This window comes from Peptoclostridium acidaminophilum DSM 3953 (genome assembly GCF_000597865.1).
GTDB lineage: Bacteria > Bacillota > Clostridia > Peptostreptococcales > Peptostreptococcaceae > Peptoclostridium_A > Peptoclostridium_A acidaminophilum.
Genome location: NZ_CP007452.1, coordinates 1,541,550 through 1,556,566 on the forward strand (window position 1 = coordinate 1,541,550; position 15,017 = coordinate 1,556,566).

13 protein-coding genes and 1 riboswitch are annotated in these 15,017 nt (G+C 45.5%); of the genes, 3 read left to right on the forward strand and 10 right to left on the reverse strand.

The genetic code is table 11. From position 1 onward, the window contains the following. Window positions 1-29: 29 nt before the first annotated feature. The 3 genes from EAL2_RS07710 to EAL2_RS14800 form a co-directional block, all read right to left on the reverse strand. Window positions 30-599, reverse strand: a complete 570-nt coding sequence (locus tag EAL2_RS07710) for a xanthine phosphoribosyltransferase (protein WP_025435825.1) — start codon at window positions 597-599, stop codon at window positions 30-32. A gap of 156 nt (window positions 600-755) precedes the next feature. Then, window positions 756-858, reverse strand: a riboswitch (purine riboswitch). A 134-nt stretch (window positions 859-992) separates the two neighbouring features. Beyond that, a complete protein-coding gene (locus EAL2_RS07715; RefSeq protein ID WP_025435826.1) occupies window positions 993-1,952 on the reverse strand; it encodes an inorganic phosphate transporter in 960 nt (319 codons plus the stop codon). Window positions 1,953-1,958: 6 nt separating this feature from the next. Then, complete coding sequence (locus EAL2_RS14800; RefSeq protein ID WP_025435827.1) at window positions 1,959-2,618, reverse strand: DUF47 domain-containing protein; 660 nt, start codon at window positions 2,616-2,618, stop codon at window positions 1,959-1,961. 153 nt (window positions 2,619-2,771) lie between these two features. Here EAL2_RS14800 and EAL2_RS07725 point away from each other — a divergent pair, with 153 nt between their 5' ends. Continuing rightward, window positions 2,772-4,745 carry a fructose-bisphosphatase class III gene (locus EAL2_RS07725; RefSeq protein ID WP_025435828.1) on the forward strand — a complete coding sequence of 658 codons (1,974 nt, stop codon included), beginning with the start codon at window positions 2,772-2,774 and terminating at the stop codon, window positions 4,743-4,745. A 50-nt stretch (window positions 4,746-4,795) separates the two neighbouring features. Here the strand turns inward: EAL2_RS07725 and EAL2_RS07730 are convergent, their stop codons facing one another. Continuing rightward, a complete protein-coding gene (locus EAL2_RS07730) occupies window positions 4,796-5,374 on the reverse strand; it encodes a hypothetical protein (RefSeq protein WP_025435829.1) in 579 nt (192 codons plus the stop codon). Window positions 5,375-5,599: 225 nt separating this feature from the next. Here EAL2_RS07730 and corA point away from each other — a divergent pair, with 225 nt between their 5' ends. Beyond that, complete coding sequence (corA, locus tag EAL2_RS07735; protein WP_025435830.1) at window positions 5,600-6,670, forward strand: magnesium/cobalt transporter CorA; 1,071 nt, start codon at window positions 5,600-5,602, stop codon at window positions 6,668-6,670. Between the two features lie 63 nt (window positions 6,671-6,733). Here the strand turns inward: corA and EAL2_RS07740 are convergent, their stop codons facing one another. From EAL2_RS07740 to deoC, 6 genes are read right to left on the reverse strand one after another with little or no spacing between them, the layout of a single operon-like run. Next, entirely contained in the window at window positions 6,734-8,233 is a 1,500-nt protein-coding gene (locus tag EAL2_RS07740) for a phytoene desaturase family protein (protein ID WP_025435831.1), read from the reverse strand. A 13-nt stretch (window positions 8,234-8,246) separates the two neighbouring features. After that, window positions 8,247-9,455: an AarF/UbiB family protein gene (locus EAL2_RS07745; RefSeq protein ID WP_025435832.1), complete on the reverse strand. Its 1,209-nt coding sequence runs from the start codon at window positions 9,453-9,455 to the stop codon at window positions 8,247-8,249. A 31-nt stretch (window positions 9,456-9,486) separates the two neighbouring features. Beyond that, window positions 9,487-10,776: an amidohydrolase gene (locus tag EAL2_RS07750; RefSeq protein ID WP_025435833.1), complete on the reverse strand. Its 1,290-nt coding sequence runs from the start codon at window positions 10,774-10,776 to the stop codon at window positions 9,487-9,489. Window positions 10,777-10,830: 54 nt separating this feature from the next. Then, window positions 10,831-12,156 carry a pyrimidine-nucleoside phosphorylase gene (locus EAL2_RS07755; protein WP_025435834.1) on the reverse strand — a complete coding sequence of 442 codons (1,326 nt, stop codon included), beginning with the start codon at window positions 12,154-12,156 and terminating at the stop codon, window positions 10,831-10,833. Between the two features lie 45 nt (window positions 12,157-12,201). Next, window positions 12,202-13,023: a purine-nucleoside phosphorylase gene (locus EAL2_RS07760; protein ID WP_025435835.1), complete on the reverse strand. Its 822-nt coding sequence runs from the start codon at window positions 13,021-13,023 to the stop codon at window positions 12,202-12,204. 21 nt (window positions 13,024-13,044) lie between these two features. Continuing rightward, complete coding sequence (deoC, locus tag EAL2_RS07765) at window positions 13,045-13,707, reverse strand: deoxyribose-phosphate aldolase (RefSeq protein ID WP_334292060.1); 663 nt, start codon at window positions 13,705-13,707, stop codon at window positions 13,045-13,047. Between the two features lie 192 nt (window positions 13,708-13,899). Here deoC and EAL2_RS07770 point away from each other — a divergent pair, with 192 nt between their 5' ends. Then, entirely contained in the window at window positions 13,900-14,922 is a 1,023-nt protein-coding gene (locus EAL2_RS07770) for a branched-chain amino acid aminotransferase (protein WP_025435837.1), read from the forward strand. The last annotated feature ends 95 nt before the right edge of the window (window positions 14,923-15,017 follow it).

Sequence of the window (15,017 nt, forward strand, 5' to 3'; positions counted from 1 at the left end):
ATATGTAAAACCCTGCTTGCGCAGGCAAATCATCTGAAGCTTATACAGTCCTTGTCCATCTTGTCTATTATGGCAAGCGACTTGAGATTAATGCCCTTTGCCCTGAGTTCGTCTCCGCCCTCCTGGAAGCCCTTTTCAATTACAATGCCAACTCCGGCAAGCTTTGCTCCCGCCTGGTCTATTATATCCTTTATAGCTACTGCAGCCATGCCGTTTGCCAGAAAATCATCCACAAAAAGTATGCTCTCGCCTTCGCTCAGGTACCTCTTGGAAATCATAATGTTGTAGTGCTTAGCCTTAGTATATGAATACACCTGGCTTTTATACGTCTCTTTGTCCAGGTTCTTTGACTCGGTCTTTTTTGCAAATACCACAGGAACATTGAAATACTGAGCGCATATGCAGGCTATGGCTATGCCTGAAGCCTCGATTGTGACTATTTTGTCTATTTTTTCGCCCTCAAAGAGCTCCTTGAAACGTTTGCCTATCTGGTTTAAAAAATCCACGTCTATCTGGTGGTTAAGAAAGCTGTCAACTTTCAGTACTGCGCCGTCTTCCACGCGCGCTTCCTTCAATATCTTTTCTTCTACAAAATTCATACGCACAGCATCCTTTCGAGGTTTATTTGCTCTTAAAATAAAAAAGCCTGTCGCAAACAGACAGGGTTTAAAGCTTGGTGTCCCGGCATGCGATTTAAAAATAAAGTGGTTTGAACATGTAATTTACGGTAAGTTCAAACAGTTTTAGCATGCAAGACCTGTAAAGCCTAAACCTGTAGTCAGACCTCGTTACGGCAGTCTGGTAGATACTCGCGGGCCATATCCCCGCGATTATACAGGTGAACTATATTGATTTTTAAGCATTCATCATTCAGCCTATTTAATTTTAAACCATACATTGTGAAAAAGCAACCAAAAAAGCTTGTCGTATTATAAATACAATAATAAAAATGCCCGGCCCGAATTCGGGCCGGGATGCTTGTCACGCCGAGCCTACAGTGGCGCAAAAAATCTGTATATGCTAAGGAGCGCATAGCCTGTCACACCTGCTATCGTAGGCGTTCCAAACCATGCAAACAATATGTTTCTTATCGTCCTGTAGTTGACTGCCCTTGTCCCTTTTACAAGCCCTACGCCAAACACCGCTCCCACTATGGCCTGCGAAGTCGATACCGGTATTCCTATCCTGGCATAAATATAAACGACTACTCCTGCTGTTAGAACCGAAACAAAACCTGATACCGGAGAAAGCTGCGCTATGCCCTCGCCAACAGTCATCATAACAGGCCTTGAAAACGTCAGCACGCCGAGTGCTATTGTAGCTCCGCCTATGAGTTGAGCATTTCCTGTATCAATCAGACCCAGCCTGCCTGCATATACCGAAAAAACGTTTGCCACGTTGTTAGCCCCAAGCGAATACGCTGAAAATGCCCCTGCTATTATGTAGCCTGTCTTTATGAACCTGTCATAATAGGCAAACTCCATTATTCTCGATTCAAGATATTTTTCTATGAGCTTGTAAATTAAAAATCCTATAGCTGCTGCACCCAGCGGCGTTGCAAACCAGGCTCCGAAAAACTGCAGCGTGGCACTGAAATCAGCTTTTCCAATCACTGATGCCGTGCCCAGAATCGAGCCTATAATCGACTGCGAGGTGGACACCGGATACCTGAGCACCGTCATGATTATTACTGTTATGGCTGCTGCAAGCATCACTATAAATGCATATGCAGGACTCTCTATTCCGCTTGAATATGCATAACTGCTGAGCTTGTCGATTCCCTTGTCGCCGTCTATCAGGGCTCCAAGCATTACAAAAACAGCTATTATTGTTATAGCCGTAGAGTATTTGACTGCCCTTGTGGAGACTGCCGTTGCAAAACAGTTTGCGGCATCGTTGGCTCCAAGAGCCCAGCCAAGTATAATACCTGAAATAAGCGAAGGTGAAAACATAATTCATCAAACCTTTCTGGACACCATAATTCTCTCCAAAATATCGGATATGTCCTCTACTATATTCGAAACCTTGGCTATCTCTACCACAACCGACTTGAGCTGCATCTTTTCAGCAAGCTCCATGTCGGATTTGAATATCCGTCTTACAAGATCGAACTCTATGAGATCGATTTCATGCTCTATTGTATCTATTTCAATAAGCTCATCTCTTTTTTTATAAGCCTCCCATAGATTCGAGAGCATGCCGTCTATAGTGCTTCTGAGCAGTCCCAGCTGCCCTTTTGTCTTTTCATTTATAAGCAGCACGCTGCTCTTGTATGGCGTATCTATTGTTATGCATTCCAGGACTATCCTCTTTATTATATCCTCAGCCGCATTTGCCACCTTGTCAACTTCCTCTATTACCATTAGTATTTCTCTCCTGGATTCCGGAAGAAGAGCCCCACTGAGAAGCTCCTGTATTATTTTGTGTCTTATGCCGTCTGCATTCGACTCGGCCGCCGATACTCTGTTTATTATGTCAACGAGCTCCTCCTCCGATTCAGTTTCCCAGACCCTGCCCAGCCCATCTGTGAACATCGTGTAGCATTCTATCACGGCATCCAGGTGCTTCATTAAAAGATCTCTTATTTTTGTATCTTTTTTGAAGAAAAACGACAACATTCCCTATTCCTCCTCTATCTATATGTACATATGTAAATTAACTTTCAAAACTACCGGCTTTTGCCTTATAATGAATATAACGCTTAATGCTTCTAAAATCCAGCATTTTATGCTTTTATAGCTTTTCAAATTTTAATGCAAGGGGGATGTATTATGCAAAACATGGAAATATCTGAAATAGAGAAAAATATAGAATATCTCAAGCTGCTTTCAAAGCAGTATCCTTCCATACCATCGGTATGCTCGGAGATAATAAATCTGCAGGCCATACTCAACCTGCCCAAGGGCACTGAGCACTTCCTGACCGACATACACGGAGAATACGAGGCCTTTTCCCATGTCCTTAGAAATGCATCTGGCGTTCTAAAGCTTAAAATTGACGACGTGTTTGACGGTATTCTGAGCGAATCAGAGAAAAGGAGTCTTGCGACGCTTATTTACTACCCAGACCAAAAGCTCGATATAGTAAAGAAGAGCGGAGTGGACATGAAGGACTGGTACAGGGTTACTCTCCACAGGCTGATAAAGCTCTGCCATGTCGTTTCATCCAAATACACAAGATCCAAGGTCAGAAAAGCCCTGCCAAAAGACTTTGCGTATATAATAGAAGAGTTGCTCCACGAGGATGAGACACGAAAAGACAAACAGGAGTATTACAGCCAGATAATCAACACTATAATAAACATCAAAAGCGCCGACCAGTTCATATCAGCCATATGCAGACTTATACAGCGACTTTCGGTGGACAGGCTTCATATAATAGGTGACATATACGACAGGGGACCCGGAGCCCATATAATAATGGATGAGCTGCTTGAGCACCACAGCGTCGACATCCAGTGGGGAAACCACGACATAATCTGGATGGGAGCAGCAGCCGGCTCTTTGGCATGCATGGCGAATGTTATAAGAATATGCACAAGGTATGCCAACCTTGAAACACTGGAAGAGGGGTACGGTATAAACCTCATGCCTCTTGCCACCTTCGCGCTTGAGTATTATTCTGATGACCCATGTACACAGTTCGCGCCAAAGCTGCCCCAGGACACATCATTCAAGGAAAAGGACCTTGACCTTATTGCAAAAATGCACAAGGCCATTTCAATAATACAGTTCAAGATAGAAGGACAGATAATTAAAAGCAGCCCGCAGTACAATATGGAAAAGAGACTTCTGCTCGACAAGCTGGATTTGGAAAACGCCACGATAGAACTCCCATCGGGCGTATACATGCTAAATGACACCAACTTCCCTACTCTCGACCCTGAAAATCCTTATCAACTTACGCCTGATGAAGATGAGCTTGTGAAGAGGCTTTCAACATACTTCAAGAACAGCGAAAAGCTTCAACGCCATGTGAGGTTCCTGTATTCAAAAGGCAGCATGTATCTGAAGTTCAACTCGAACCTCATGTTCCACGGCTGCATACCGCTCAATGAGGACGGCAGTTTCAAAAAAATCAGAATCGGCGGCGACGAGTACAGCGGAAGGAGTCTGCTTGACAAGTTCGACACCCTCGCCCGTGACTACTACTTCGACAAGGAATCTTTATCCGGCGACTACGGAAGTGACATAATGTTCTACCTGTGGTGCGGAGAGTACTCGCCGCTATTTGGAAAGGACCAGATGACAACGCTAGAGAGGTATTTCATAAACGACAAGCTGCCCCACAAGGAAAACAAGGACTTCTACTATACTCTTCGCGACAGCGAGCAGATTTGCATGGCCATACTCGAGAGCTTCGGCCTCGACGAAAACTCCCACATAATAAACGGCCATGTCCCTGTGAAGGCGAGAAAAGGCGAAAGCCCCATTAAGGCTAACGGAAAGCTGCTTGTCATAGATGGAGGGTTTTCAAAGGCTTATCAGGCAGAAACCGGTCTTGCCGGATACACACTCATTTACAACTCTTATGGCCTTAGGCTTGCAACACATGAGCCCTTTGAATCCACAGAAATGGCCATAAACGGGGAACAGGATATAAAATCCACAATTGCGGTACTTGAAAAGACTCATAGGAAATACGTCATGGATACCGACATTGGAGTTGAACTTAAGGGGCAGATAAATTATCTTAATCTGCTGCTGGCTGCATACATGAAAGGCGCTATAAAAGAGCAGGAATAAAAAAAACAATAACCCTTTGCACAGAGGCGACTCGCCTTTAATGCAAAGGGTTATTGTTTTCCATATTTGAAGGTTATCTGTGCCTTAGAGAACCTTCTCATCTCCCTGAGATTCCTTCGCACATCCTGGTTGTATATGAACACAAGCGAAAATGCCTCCCACAAAAACACCCAGCCGCCTATGAATATTCCCTCCAAGAGTATGCTCATGAGCACATTCTCGCTTATTCCGGTATCTTGAAGAGTGTATGCGGCCGAAAGAAATACAAATGCCATTACTACGTATATGGCACTTTTTTTGTTTCTTTGTCGTAAATCTTTTGATTCCAAATGTGTCAGAAATTCAAAGTTGTTTTTAATGGCCTCCTGGGTGAGCTTTTCTTTTTTGGAATTCTTAACAGACTCGGGCAGATGCAGCAAAATCTCGAGCGGGTATCTAAGTGGTATGTCATGGGCGCACTCTTCAAGGAAAAATTTGAATTCAGGCTCTATGTCCCGCCATCTTACAGGAGAAGGGTCCCAACCATTTAATATCTCTGTGTAGTCATCAAGAGATGCCTCAATGATGTACGCTTTTGCTTCATCGTCATACTTGTATACCTTCCGGAAGTAGTCCATCTTCTTTTTCATGCACTCGTCCTCCATGCTCATACTTCTGAGATCTTTTATATTAATACCCTGAATTTGCCTTTAAAATGCATTTTATTCTTTTCGCAGCTAAACGCATGTGCGATTGCCGTGCCTGATTGTTTTTAGCCTCAGCTGTTTTGGGTATCATATGACTGGCTTGATTTGCGGCGCTTTACTGGTAAACTTATTTATTGTTTACCTTAATCAACTACAAGGAGAATTCCAATGAAGATATCAAGCACCAAGAACATCTCACAGAAAACGGGGCTGCCTCCGGGGTCGCTTGTCCATGTGGGTAACCATATGCAGGGGCACACTGATATTGAAATAATTCAGTTTAACGAAGACTCCCTGGCTGAAATCACTCCAAAATCTGCAGATGAATGCTTCAAACAGCTATCGCCCGACACACTCACTTGGATAAGGATAACAGGCCTTGGCGAAATCGACAAAATCGAACAGATAGGCTCTGATTTTGGCATACACCCTCTGCTGCTTGAGGACATACTTAACACCTCTCACAGAATAAGTATTGAGGATTTTGAAAGCTATATATGCACGATATTCAAAATACTCAGCTACGATGAGTCCTCCGGCCATATAGAACGCGATCAGGTGAGCCTTATATTTGGCGAAAATTTCGTCATCTCATTCCAGGAAAGACCAACAGCCATATTTAATCCAGCCTTAGACCACATAAGAAATCCCAAGAGCAGACTCCGCAAAATGAAGTCCGACTACCTTTTTTACACCCTTATGGACATGGTTGTTGACAACTACTTTGTACTCGTAGAAAAACTCGGCGACATGCTTGAAGTCCTCGAAGAAGAAATCATTGAAAATCCAAGCTACGCTACCATAAACAAACTCCATCTTATGAAGCGCGAAATGATACACCTTAGAAAGGCTATCTGGCCATTCCGCGAGGTACTCAATCGTCTGCAAAGAAGCGACTCAGAGCTGATTTACGACTCGACGCTCATGTATTTCAAGGACGTTTATGACCACATAATACAGGTTCTAGATACAATAGAATCATTCAGGGACATACTTTCAGGCATGGTCGACATATACATTTCCATTTCAGGAAACAAGATGAACGAGATAATGAAGGTGCTTACGATAATGTCAACCATATTCATTCCGCTGACCTTTCTAGCAGGAGTTTACGGCATGAACTTCAAATACATGCCCGAGCTGGAGCTCCCATGGTTTTACCCCTGGTTCTTCTATGGAATGCTAGCTGCCATAGCGCTTGCCATGCTTGCTTTTTTCAAGAAAAAAAGATGGATTTAAAAATGCATATAGAAAAAGACAGGATTTAAGCTTTTAAAATGCCCATCCTGTCTTTTTGATTTATTAGAATCCAGGCTCAATGCCGTCCTCTTCGAGTATAAGCCTCGAGGATATCTTTCCCGATTCGTATATTGTAGGCAGACCACTTCCAGGATGAGTTCCGCCTCCGACAAGATAGCAGCCTTGAAATTCCTCGAATCTGTTGTGTGGCCTGAACACTAGCATCTGAGCTATGTTGTGCGCCAGATTAAAGGTTGCGCCTTTGTAAACGCTCTTTTCGCTTTCCCAATCTAGCGGGGTTATTATCTTTTCCTCCAGTATGTGACTTTCTATGCCGCTGTAGCCTCCGCGTTCCTCCATTATACTTATTATCTTGTCTCTGAAGGCTTTCTTTTCCTTCTCCCAGTCGATGCTTGAATTGTTGTTTGGAACAGGCACAAGCACATACATTGTAGATTTGCCTCCGGGAGCAAGCGTTGAGTCAGTAAGGCACGCATTCTGCACGTATACTGATGGATCCTTTGAAAGCACGAATCTTTTGGATATGTCGTCTATGTTCTCCTTGTAGTCTTTGGAAAACAATATGTTGTGGTGGCTCCCGCATTCGTAGAGCTTGTCCAGTCCGAGATAAAGCATGAATGTTGAGCAGGAATACTTCTTCTGCCCGAGCTTCTCATCTGTGTACTTTGGCCTGTGCTCTTCTTTTACCATATTCTTCATGGCATGAGCAAAATCCGCATTCACTATTATATGGTCGGCACTGACTGTTTCTCCGTTTTCAAGCAGCAGGGATTGAGCTTTCTTATCCTTTACAACCACCTCTTTCACGGGCATTTCAAGGTGTATACTGCCTCCGTTTTCTTCAATAATCCTGGCCATCGATTTTGATATCTCATTTAAGCCGCCTATCGGATGATATATGCCTCCCCCATGCTCTATATACGATATTATGCTGAATGTCCCCGGACACTCCCACGGCGACATGCCCAGGTATTTTGCCTGGAATGTGAAGGCCAGCCTCAGATTCTCGTCTTCAAAATACCTGCCAAGATGATCGAACAGACTTTTATGCGCATCCAGCCTTGGTATGGCGCTTATGAATCTCGCCTTGAAAAAATCAGCAAACGAATCGTACGGGACCTGAAGGCAGGGCACGAGTGCGTCGAACTTTTTCTTTTCCTCTCTCAGAAATTCCTTGTACTTAGCAAAAGCCCCCGGGAAATTGGCTTCAAGCTCGGCCTCCATCTTTTCAAGGTCATAAGTCGGATAGAATTCCCTTCCATTTGGCAGCAAAAGCCTATACATGGGATCTATCCTTTTTATGTCCAGATAGTCCTTCGTCTTCCTGCCCGCTATTTCAAATACCTCTTCGAGTATAAAGTCCATCATCAGAAAAGTCGGCCCAAGGTCAAACTTGAAATCGCCCAAGATAAGCGATGAGTTTCTTCCGCCTATATACTCGTTTTTCTCATATATATCCACCTGGTAACCCTTGCTCGAGAGTATCACGCCTGCAGTCAAGCCTCCCGGGCCGGCTCCAACTATTGCCACTTTCTTTTTCATACCCATCCCTCCATCAATCTTCCTGGCCCTTTAGCTCACCTATGAACTGCCTCATGTCCTCCATGAGCACCGCATTCGGATTGCACTTTAGCACCATTCCATCCAGATACATCAGGCTCTTAATGATTGGATACATGCCCTTTTCAAACACCATTCCGCTGTTTACACCAAGCTTTATCGTATCCATCATCTTCCTTGTCAGACTAACTTGTGACACGCTCTTTCCTGTAAAATCCGCATACAGCTTCATGAACTTCTCCCTGTAGTCATCGTATTTTTCCCCGCTTATTTCAACATCGGCCATTTCATTAAGGCTTCTGGCGCATTCGCCGTAGTTATAGAAGCTGAGATTTTCCATGAACCTGAAAAGACCCTTTTTAATCTTGGTCCCAACCAGTCCAAGCGCCCCGGTGTCTACAAAATACATGTCATTTCCCTTCAGTATTATATTGCCGGGGTGTATGTCTCCATGAAAAGTGCCTACGTTAAAAACATAAAAACCGTGTATGTGGAACAGCTCCAGGAGATTTTCATAGTCGAGCCTTCCCTCGCTTAAAAGCTTGTCAAAGGTCTCCCCTTCTATGAACTCGCTCACGAGTATGTTTTCGTTTGAGAGCTCCTTGTATACCTTTGGGAACTTTAGCCTTGAAAGGTCATGCCTGGCCATGTTGTCGCTTTTTATCTCCTCTAGTATGTCCCTGTGGGCTATCTCGTTCAGGAGGTTGAGCTCGTCGAGCGTATACTTTTCTATGTTTTTTAGAATCCCTAAAGGATCTGCCACCTTGTCGAGCTTTGGATAGAAGAATATTGCGGTTTTGAGGAATGACTTCAAGCTTTCAACGTCTTTTTTGAAACTTTTCTTGAAATCTTTTTTAACAAGCTTTACAACTACCTCTTCCCCGGTCTTTAGCCTTGCCCTGTGCACCTGTCCTACAGATGCGGATGCAAGGGGCTTCTCTTCGATATATTCAAAATTGTCCCTCCAGCCCGCCGGAGAATAATAATTTATGAGGCTATTTACCTTCTCAGGCGGTATTTTTGTATTGCTCGAATAGAGCCTTGAGAGGTGGGCGCATGTCTCCTCATTTAGAAAGTCAATCCTAAGGGCAAATGTCTGGCCTATTTTGACGGCCAAAAGCCCCTGTTTTTCTATCCACTCAAGATCAGGCAACTTTTTGCCGTATATGCTTTTAATGAGCCTGACAAATCCAACCCAGTTCATGATATCACCCGCCTTTTATTTTTTATGGTAGCTATACTCTGGTTATCCTGCAAGCCGACTCAAGCACCTTTTTCTTGATATACTCAAGATTAATAGTTGTTAGCATCCTGTTTTCCATGAGAATCTTACCGTTTACTATAACAGTATCTACGTCAACCGCCTGAGCAGAATACACTACGGCAGATGACATGTTGTGTACAGGCTGCATATGGGCAGCCCCCATGTCAACAAGTATGATGTCGGCCGCCTTGCCTTCCTCGAGCGAGCCCGTCAAGCCCGCTATTCCCAGCGTTTTCGCCCCGCTGAGAGTTGCCATTTTTATTACTTTCTCCGCACCCATTGCCTGCGGGTTTTCAGCTATTCCCTTGTTGATGAGCGCTGCAAGCTTCATCTCCTCCAGCATGTTCTGGCTGTTATTGCTGCAAGCGCCGTCTGTACCAAGAGATACGCAAATCCCCTTTTGAAGCATGGCTTCAATCGGAGCGAAACCGTTCCCAAGCTTGAGATTGCTTGCAGGGTTGTTGAGCACGCAGACATTATTTTGACTGAGCAGATCTATGTCCTCGCCTGTGACATGCACGCAGTGCGCGGCAAGTGTCCTGCCTTCAAAAATGCCCAACTCCTGCATATGCCTCACCGGCGTTTTTTTATTTCTTCGAATACTCTCCTCTACTTCGCTTCTGCTCTCGCTAAGGTGTATGTGCAGTCCTGTTCCAAGCTCACTTGCAAGCTTGGAGGCCTCGATGAGATAGTCGTCCGAGCATGTGTACGGCGCATGCGGAGCCACCATAACTCCGATCCTGCCATCCGCATTTTTACTCCACTTGTGGAACAAATCGGCAGTCTTTGAAAGCTCCCTGTCCCCATCCCTTGTTCTGTCAAATAGCGTGTTAGCCACAAACCCACGTATGCCCGAGTCTGCGGCCGCCTGCGCCACGGAATCTGCAAATTCGTACATGTCGTTGAAGCATGTAGTACCTGACATTATAAGCTCCGCTATGCTGAGCATGCTTCCCCAGTATATGTCCTCTTCGCTGAGCCTTGCCTCCACAGGCCACACCTTTTTTTCAAGCCATTCCATAAGAGGCATATCATCTGCGTAATTTCTCAGAAGCGACATAGGCAGGTGCGTGTGAGTGTTTATGAGCCCTGGCATTGCCATCATGCCCCTCGCATCTATTTTTTTGACCGCCGTGAAGCCTTCAGGCGCCTTGCCTATGCTTTTAATCTTGCCACCTTCTATTGCGATGTCGCCTTTAACAAATTCTATCCCTGCAGCCGTAAAAAGCATAATGTTGGCCTTTTCAACGAGAATTTTCATTCTATTTTCTCCTTTAGATCATATCCCCAAAATCTCCCTTTAATTTGCTACGCTCTAGAATACTGAAATGCCATCGCTCGCTACAATCCCCTTGATCAGCTTCGGTTTTTCGACAATGCCGCCAGAAATTCCATATGCTGACATTATGATCTGCCGTGCCTCCTGTGCCCTTTGCATGTCATTTGCATGAATTGTCGCCAGCATCTCGCCTTTGTCGATTCGGTCTCCAATCTTTTTATGCACCAGAACACCCACCGAAATGTCTATTTTACTCTCTTTTGTCTCCCTTCCGGCTCCGAGCACAAGCGCTGCCCTTCCTATCTCGTCGGCCGCTATGGACTCTACATACCCTTCCCATTCAGATATTACCGCAAGCTTGAAGTTGGCCTTTTTCAGCCTGGAGGTATCCTCAATGCAAGATGCGTCACCGCCCTGGGCCTCTACCATTTCCTTTAGCTTTTCAAGGCCCTTGCCCGACTTTATGAGCTCTTCAAGCATGTTCCTGCCCTCTTCAATGCTGTTTGCCCGGCGTCCGAGCAGTAACATCTGGGCTCCGAGAGCAAGCGAAAGCTCTTTAAGATCCTGCGGTCCTTCTCCTCTCAAGGTATCTATTGCTTCTATCACTTCAAGCACATTTCCGACCGCATTCCCAAGCGGCTGGCTCATGTCCGTCACAACGGCCACAGTCCTTCTGCCGACGTTCGATCCTATTTCCACCATTTCCCTGGCCAGCTCAAATGCGCTCTGATCATCCTTCATGAAGGCTCCGCTCCCTGATTTGACATCCAGCACTATGGCGTCGGCGCCGGATGCTATCTTCTTGCTCATAACGCTGCTTGCAATGAGCGACATGTTGTCTACAGTGGCAGTGACATCCCGAAGTGCGTACAGTTTCTTGTCTGCAGGAGCCAGATTGCCTGTCTGGGCGCTTATAGCTATACCCGTTTTGTTTACATTGCTTATGAACTGCTGTATGGTCATACTCACATTGAAGCCCGGTATGCCTTCAAGCTTGTCTATAGTTCCTCCTGTATGGTCAAGACCCCTGCCAGACATCTTTGCAACTGGAACGCCTGATGCTGCAACAAGAGGCGCAACTACAAGGGTAGTCTTGTCGCCGACCCCTCCCGTGCTGTGCTTGTCGACCTTTATCCCGTCTATTGGCGCAAGATCGAGCATGTCTCCGCTTCTTGCCATGGCCATTGTCAGATTGGCCGTCTCCTCTTTGTTCATCTTCCTGAAAAATATCGCCATCATAAGCGCTGAAACTTGATAGTCGGGAATGTCTCCCCTTGTATAGCCCTCTATGAAAAATTCTATTTCCCGGGCTGTCAGTTCGCGTCCGTCTCTTTTGCTCTTGATTATATCGTACATTCTCATATGGCCAGCCCTCCGCATATTAGTCTGTATTATTGAAAGTCGCAATCACAGCTTTTCTATTGTCATGGACAGAAGGCTTATAAAGTTTTCCCTGGCCATGCTGGATGTCCTTATTACTTCGCTGTGGTCAAGCGGCTGATCAAGTATTCCAGCGCCCATGTTTGTAACGCACGATATACCTATAACCTTCATACCGCTGTGCACGGCGCATATCACTTCAGGCACAGTCGACATGCCTACTGCGTCCGCTCCAAGCGCTCTAAGCATCCTGATTTCAGCCGGAGTTTCATATGCCGGCCCCCCCATGCATGCATAGACACCTTCATTGAGCTTTATGCCGTTTTCAGCTGCCGCCGACCTTACAATTCCCCTTAGCCCCTCGTCATAGGCATTGCTCATATCGGGAAAGCGCACCCCGTAGCCGTCCATGTTTTTTCCCTTTAGAGGACTGTCAAATGTCATGTTTATGTGGTCGCTTATTAGCATGAGCTCGCCCGGGTTGAAATCCTTGTTTACCGCTCCGGATGCGTTGGTCACTATGAGTGTCTCCACTCCAAGAAGCTTCATAACCCTCACCGGCAGCGTCACATCCTTCATGTCGTAGCCTTCGTAGTAGTGGAACCTGCCCTGCATAACTACAACCTTCCTGCCGCTCAAACTCCCAAACACCAGCCTGCCGCTGTGTCCTTCCACGGTTGACACCGGGAACTTCGGTATTTTCGAGTATTCCAGGGCTATTGCACCTTCAATCCTTTCTGCCAATTCGCCAAGCCCCGAACCAAGTATAATGGCTATTTGGGGAAGCGGCTCCCCTATCTTGTCCTTTATATATTCAGCCGCCTTTAGTATCCGCTTTTCGTATGACACCCAAAACACCATCCTTGTTTGTTATTTCCCTTCTCCGCCCCTTACAATGTCTACAGAAAGGCTCGCCCCTATCCTTGTGGCTCCCGCCTCCACCATGCGCATGGCATCCTCGTATGTCCTTATTCCACCAGAGGCCTTTATACCAAAATCCGGTCCCACAGCGCTTCGTATAAGCGCTATGTCCTCCTCGTTGGCGCCTGATCTTGAAAAACCGGTTGATGTCTTTACGAATACCGCACCGGAATCCTTAACCAGCTTGCTGGCCTTTGCTATCTCCTCCCTTGAAAGCAGGCAGGTTTCTATTATGACCTTAACAGCTGCATCTTTTGCAGCCTCAACAACGCTCTTTATGTCTTCAAGCACCATGTCGTAATCTCCGTCCTTGAACGCGCCGACATTCATAACCATATCTATTTCCCCCGCACCTGACTCCATTGCAGTCCTTGCCTCAAAGGCTTTTGCCAGTGGGTGCATTGCTCCAAGAGGGAAACCGACCACGCAAGCAACCTTTACGCTGCTGCCCTTTAACATGCTGCATGCATATTCAACATTGCAGCCGTTAACACATACGCTTGCGAAGCCGTATTCCACCGCTTCGCCACATACCCTTTCTAGTTCGCTTTTTGAAGCATCAGGCTTTAATATTGTATGATCTATCAATCCAGCTAAATTCAATGATATCACCTCGTTTTATTTTCCTGATACAATAATACCCATTTTGCTGTCCGTATCCACCAAGGATTGCATATAAACCTGTCTTTGTTTTATAATATTAAAAAAACAAAATGCGTTTACACTATGATTCAGTGGTATAAATCATAATATGGAAACAAAGACACTGTAGCTTTATATCACACAACATACAGGAGGTTTGACATGGAAAAACAAGTGGACATCGACTGGGGCAAACTTGGTTTTGCCTATATGAAAACTGATTACAGGTTTATCTGTTCCTGGAAGGATGGCAAGTGGGGCGAAGGTGAACTTGTAGAAGACAACATGCTAAGGATAAGCGAATCTTCAGCAGCGCTTCACTACGGCCAGCAATGCTTTGAAGGGCTCAAGGCGTATAGGAGAAAAGACGGCAAGATACAGCTTTTCAGACCCGACCAGAATGCCAAGCGTCTCAACAGCAGCTGCAGAAGGCTCTTGATGCCTGAGCTGCCTGAGGAAATATTCATAGAGGCCTGCAAAAAAGTTGTTCAGGCAAACGAAAAATACGTACCGCCTTACGGAACCGGAGCAACTCTGTATCTTCGTCCTTTTGTAATAGGAGTTGGCGACAATCTCGGCGTCAAGCCGGCGCCCGAATTCATTTTCTGCGTGTTCTGCGTGCCTGTAGGTGCTTACTTCAAGGGCGGCCTGGCACCTGTAAACTTTATGGTGTCAGACTACGACAGGGCTGCTCCTTACGGAACAGGCGCTGCTAAGGTTGGCGGAAACTACGCGGCAAGCATGCTGCCTCACGAACTCGCTGTCAAGAAAGGCTTTGCAGACTGTATATATCTTGACCCTGCAACCCACACAAATATAGAAGAGGTAGGAGCTGCCAACTTCTTTGGGATAACAAAGGACAACAAATTTGTAACCCCTATTTCAGAATCCATACTTCCAAGTATAACAAAGTATTCGCTGATGCATTTAGCCAAGGATTACTTTGGAATGCCTGTAGAGGAAAGAGATGTGCCTGTAGACAGGCTTGACGATTTTGCCGAGGCCGGCGCGTGCGGCACTGCGGCCGTTATAACTCCTATAGGAGGAATAGAATATGGCGGCAAGCTTCATGTGTTCTTTAGCGAAACCGAAGTTGGACCTGTGACAAGAAAGCTCTACGATACGCTTTGCGGCATACAATTCGGAGATATAGAGGCTCCTGAAGGCTGGATAGTCGAGGTATAAAAACGAATAAGACATATACATCAAGGCTTCGGGATTTATTCCGGAGCCTTGATGTATATTTTGAAATTTTTAGATTTCAATATTGCAAATTGTAC

Bases quoted from the DNA above. Each gene is read 5' to 3' on its own strand.
- EAL2_RS07730 (WP_025435829.1), bottom strand. From the start codon at position 5,374: ATGAAAAAGAAGATGGACTACTTCCGGAAGGTATACAAGTATGACGAT.
- EAL2_RS14800 (WP_025435827.1), bottom strand. From the start codon at position 2,618: ATGTTGTCGTTTTTCTTCAAAAAAGATACAAAAATAAGAGATCTTTTA.
- EAL2_RS07770 (WP_025435837.1), top strand. From the start codon at position 13,900: ATGGAAAAACAAGTGGACATCGACTGGGGCAAACTTGGTTTTGCCTAT.
- corA (WP_025435830.1), top strand. From the start codon at position 5,600: ATGAAGATATCAAGCACCAAGAACATCTCACAGAAAACGGGGCTGCCT.
- EAL2_RS07745 (WP_025435832.1), bottom strand. From the start codon at position 9,455: ATGAACTGGGTTGGATTTGTCAGGCTCATTAAAAGCATATACGGCAAA.
- EAL2_RS07715 (WP_025435826.1), bottom strand. From the start codon at position 1,952: ATGTTTTCACCTTCGCTTATTTCAGGTATTATACTTGGCTGGGCTCTT.
- EAL2_RS07725 (WP_025435828.1), top strand. From the start codon at position 2,772: ATGCAAAACATGGAAATATCTGAAATAGAGAAAAATATAGAATATCTC.
- EAL2_RS07755 (WP_025435834.1), bottom strand. From the start codon at position 12,156: ATGAGAATGTACGATATAATCAAGAGCAAAAGAGACGGACGCGAACTG.
- EAL2_RS07710 (WP_025435825.1), bottom strand. From the start codon at position 599: ATGAATTTTGTAGAAGAAAAGATATTGAAGGAAGCGCGCGTGGAAGAC.
- EAL2_RS07750 (WP_025435833.1), bottom strand. From the start codon at position 10,776: ATGAAAATTCTCGTTGAAAAGGCCAACATTATGCTTTTTACGGCTGCA.
- EAL2_RS07740 (WP_025435831.1), bottom strand. From the start codon at position 8,233: ATGAAAAAGAAAGTGGCAATAGTTGGAGCCGGCCCGGGAGGCTTGACT.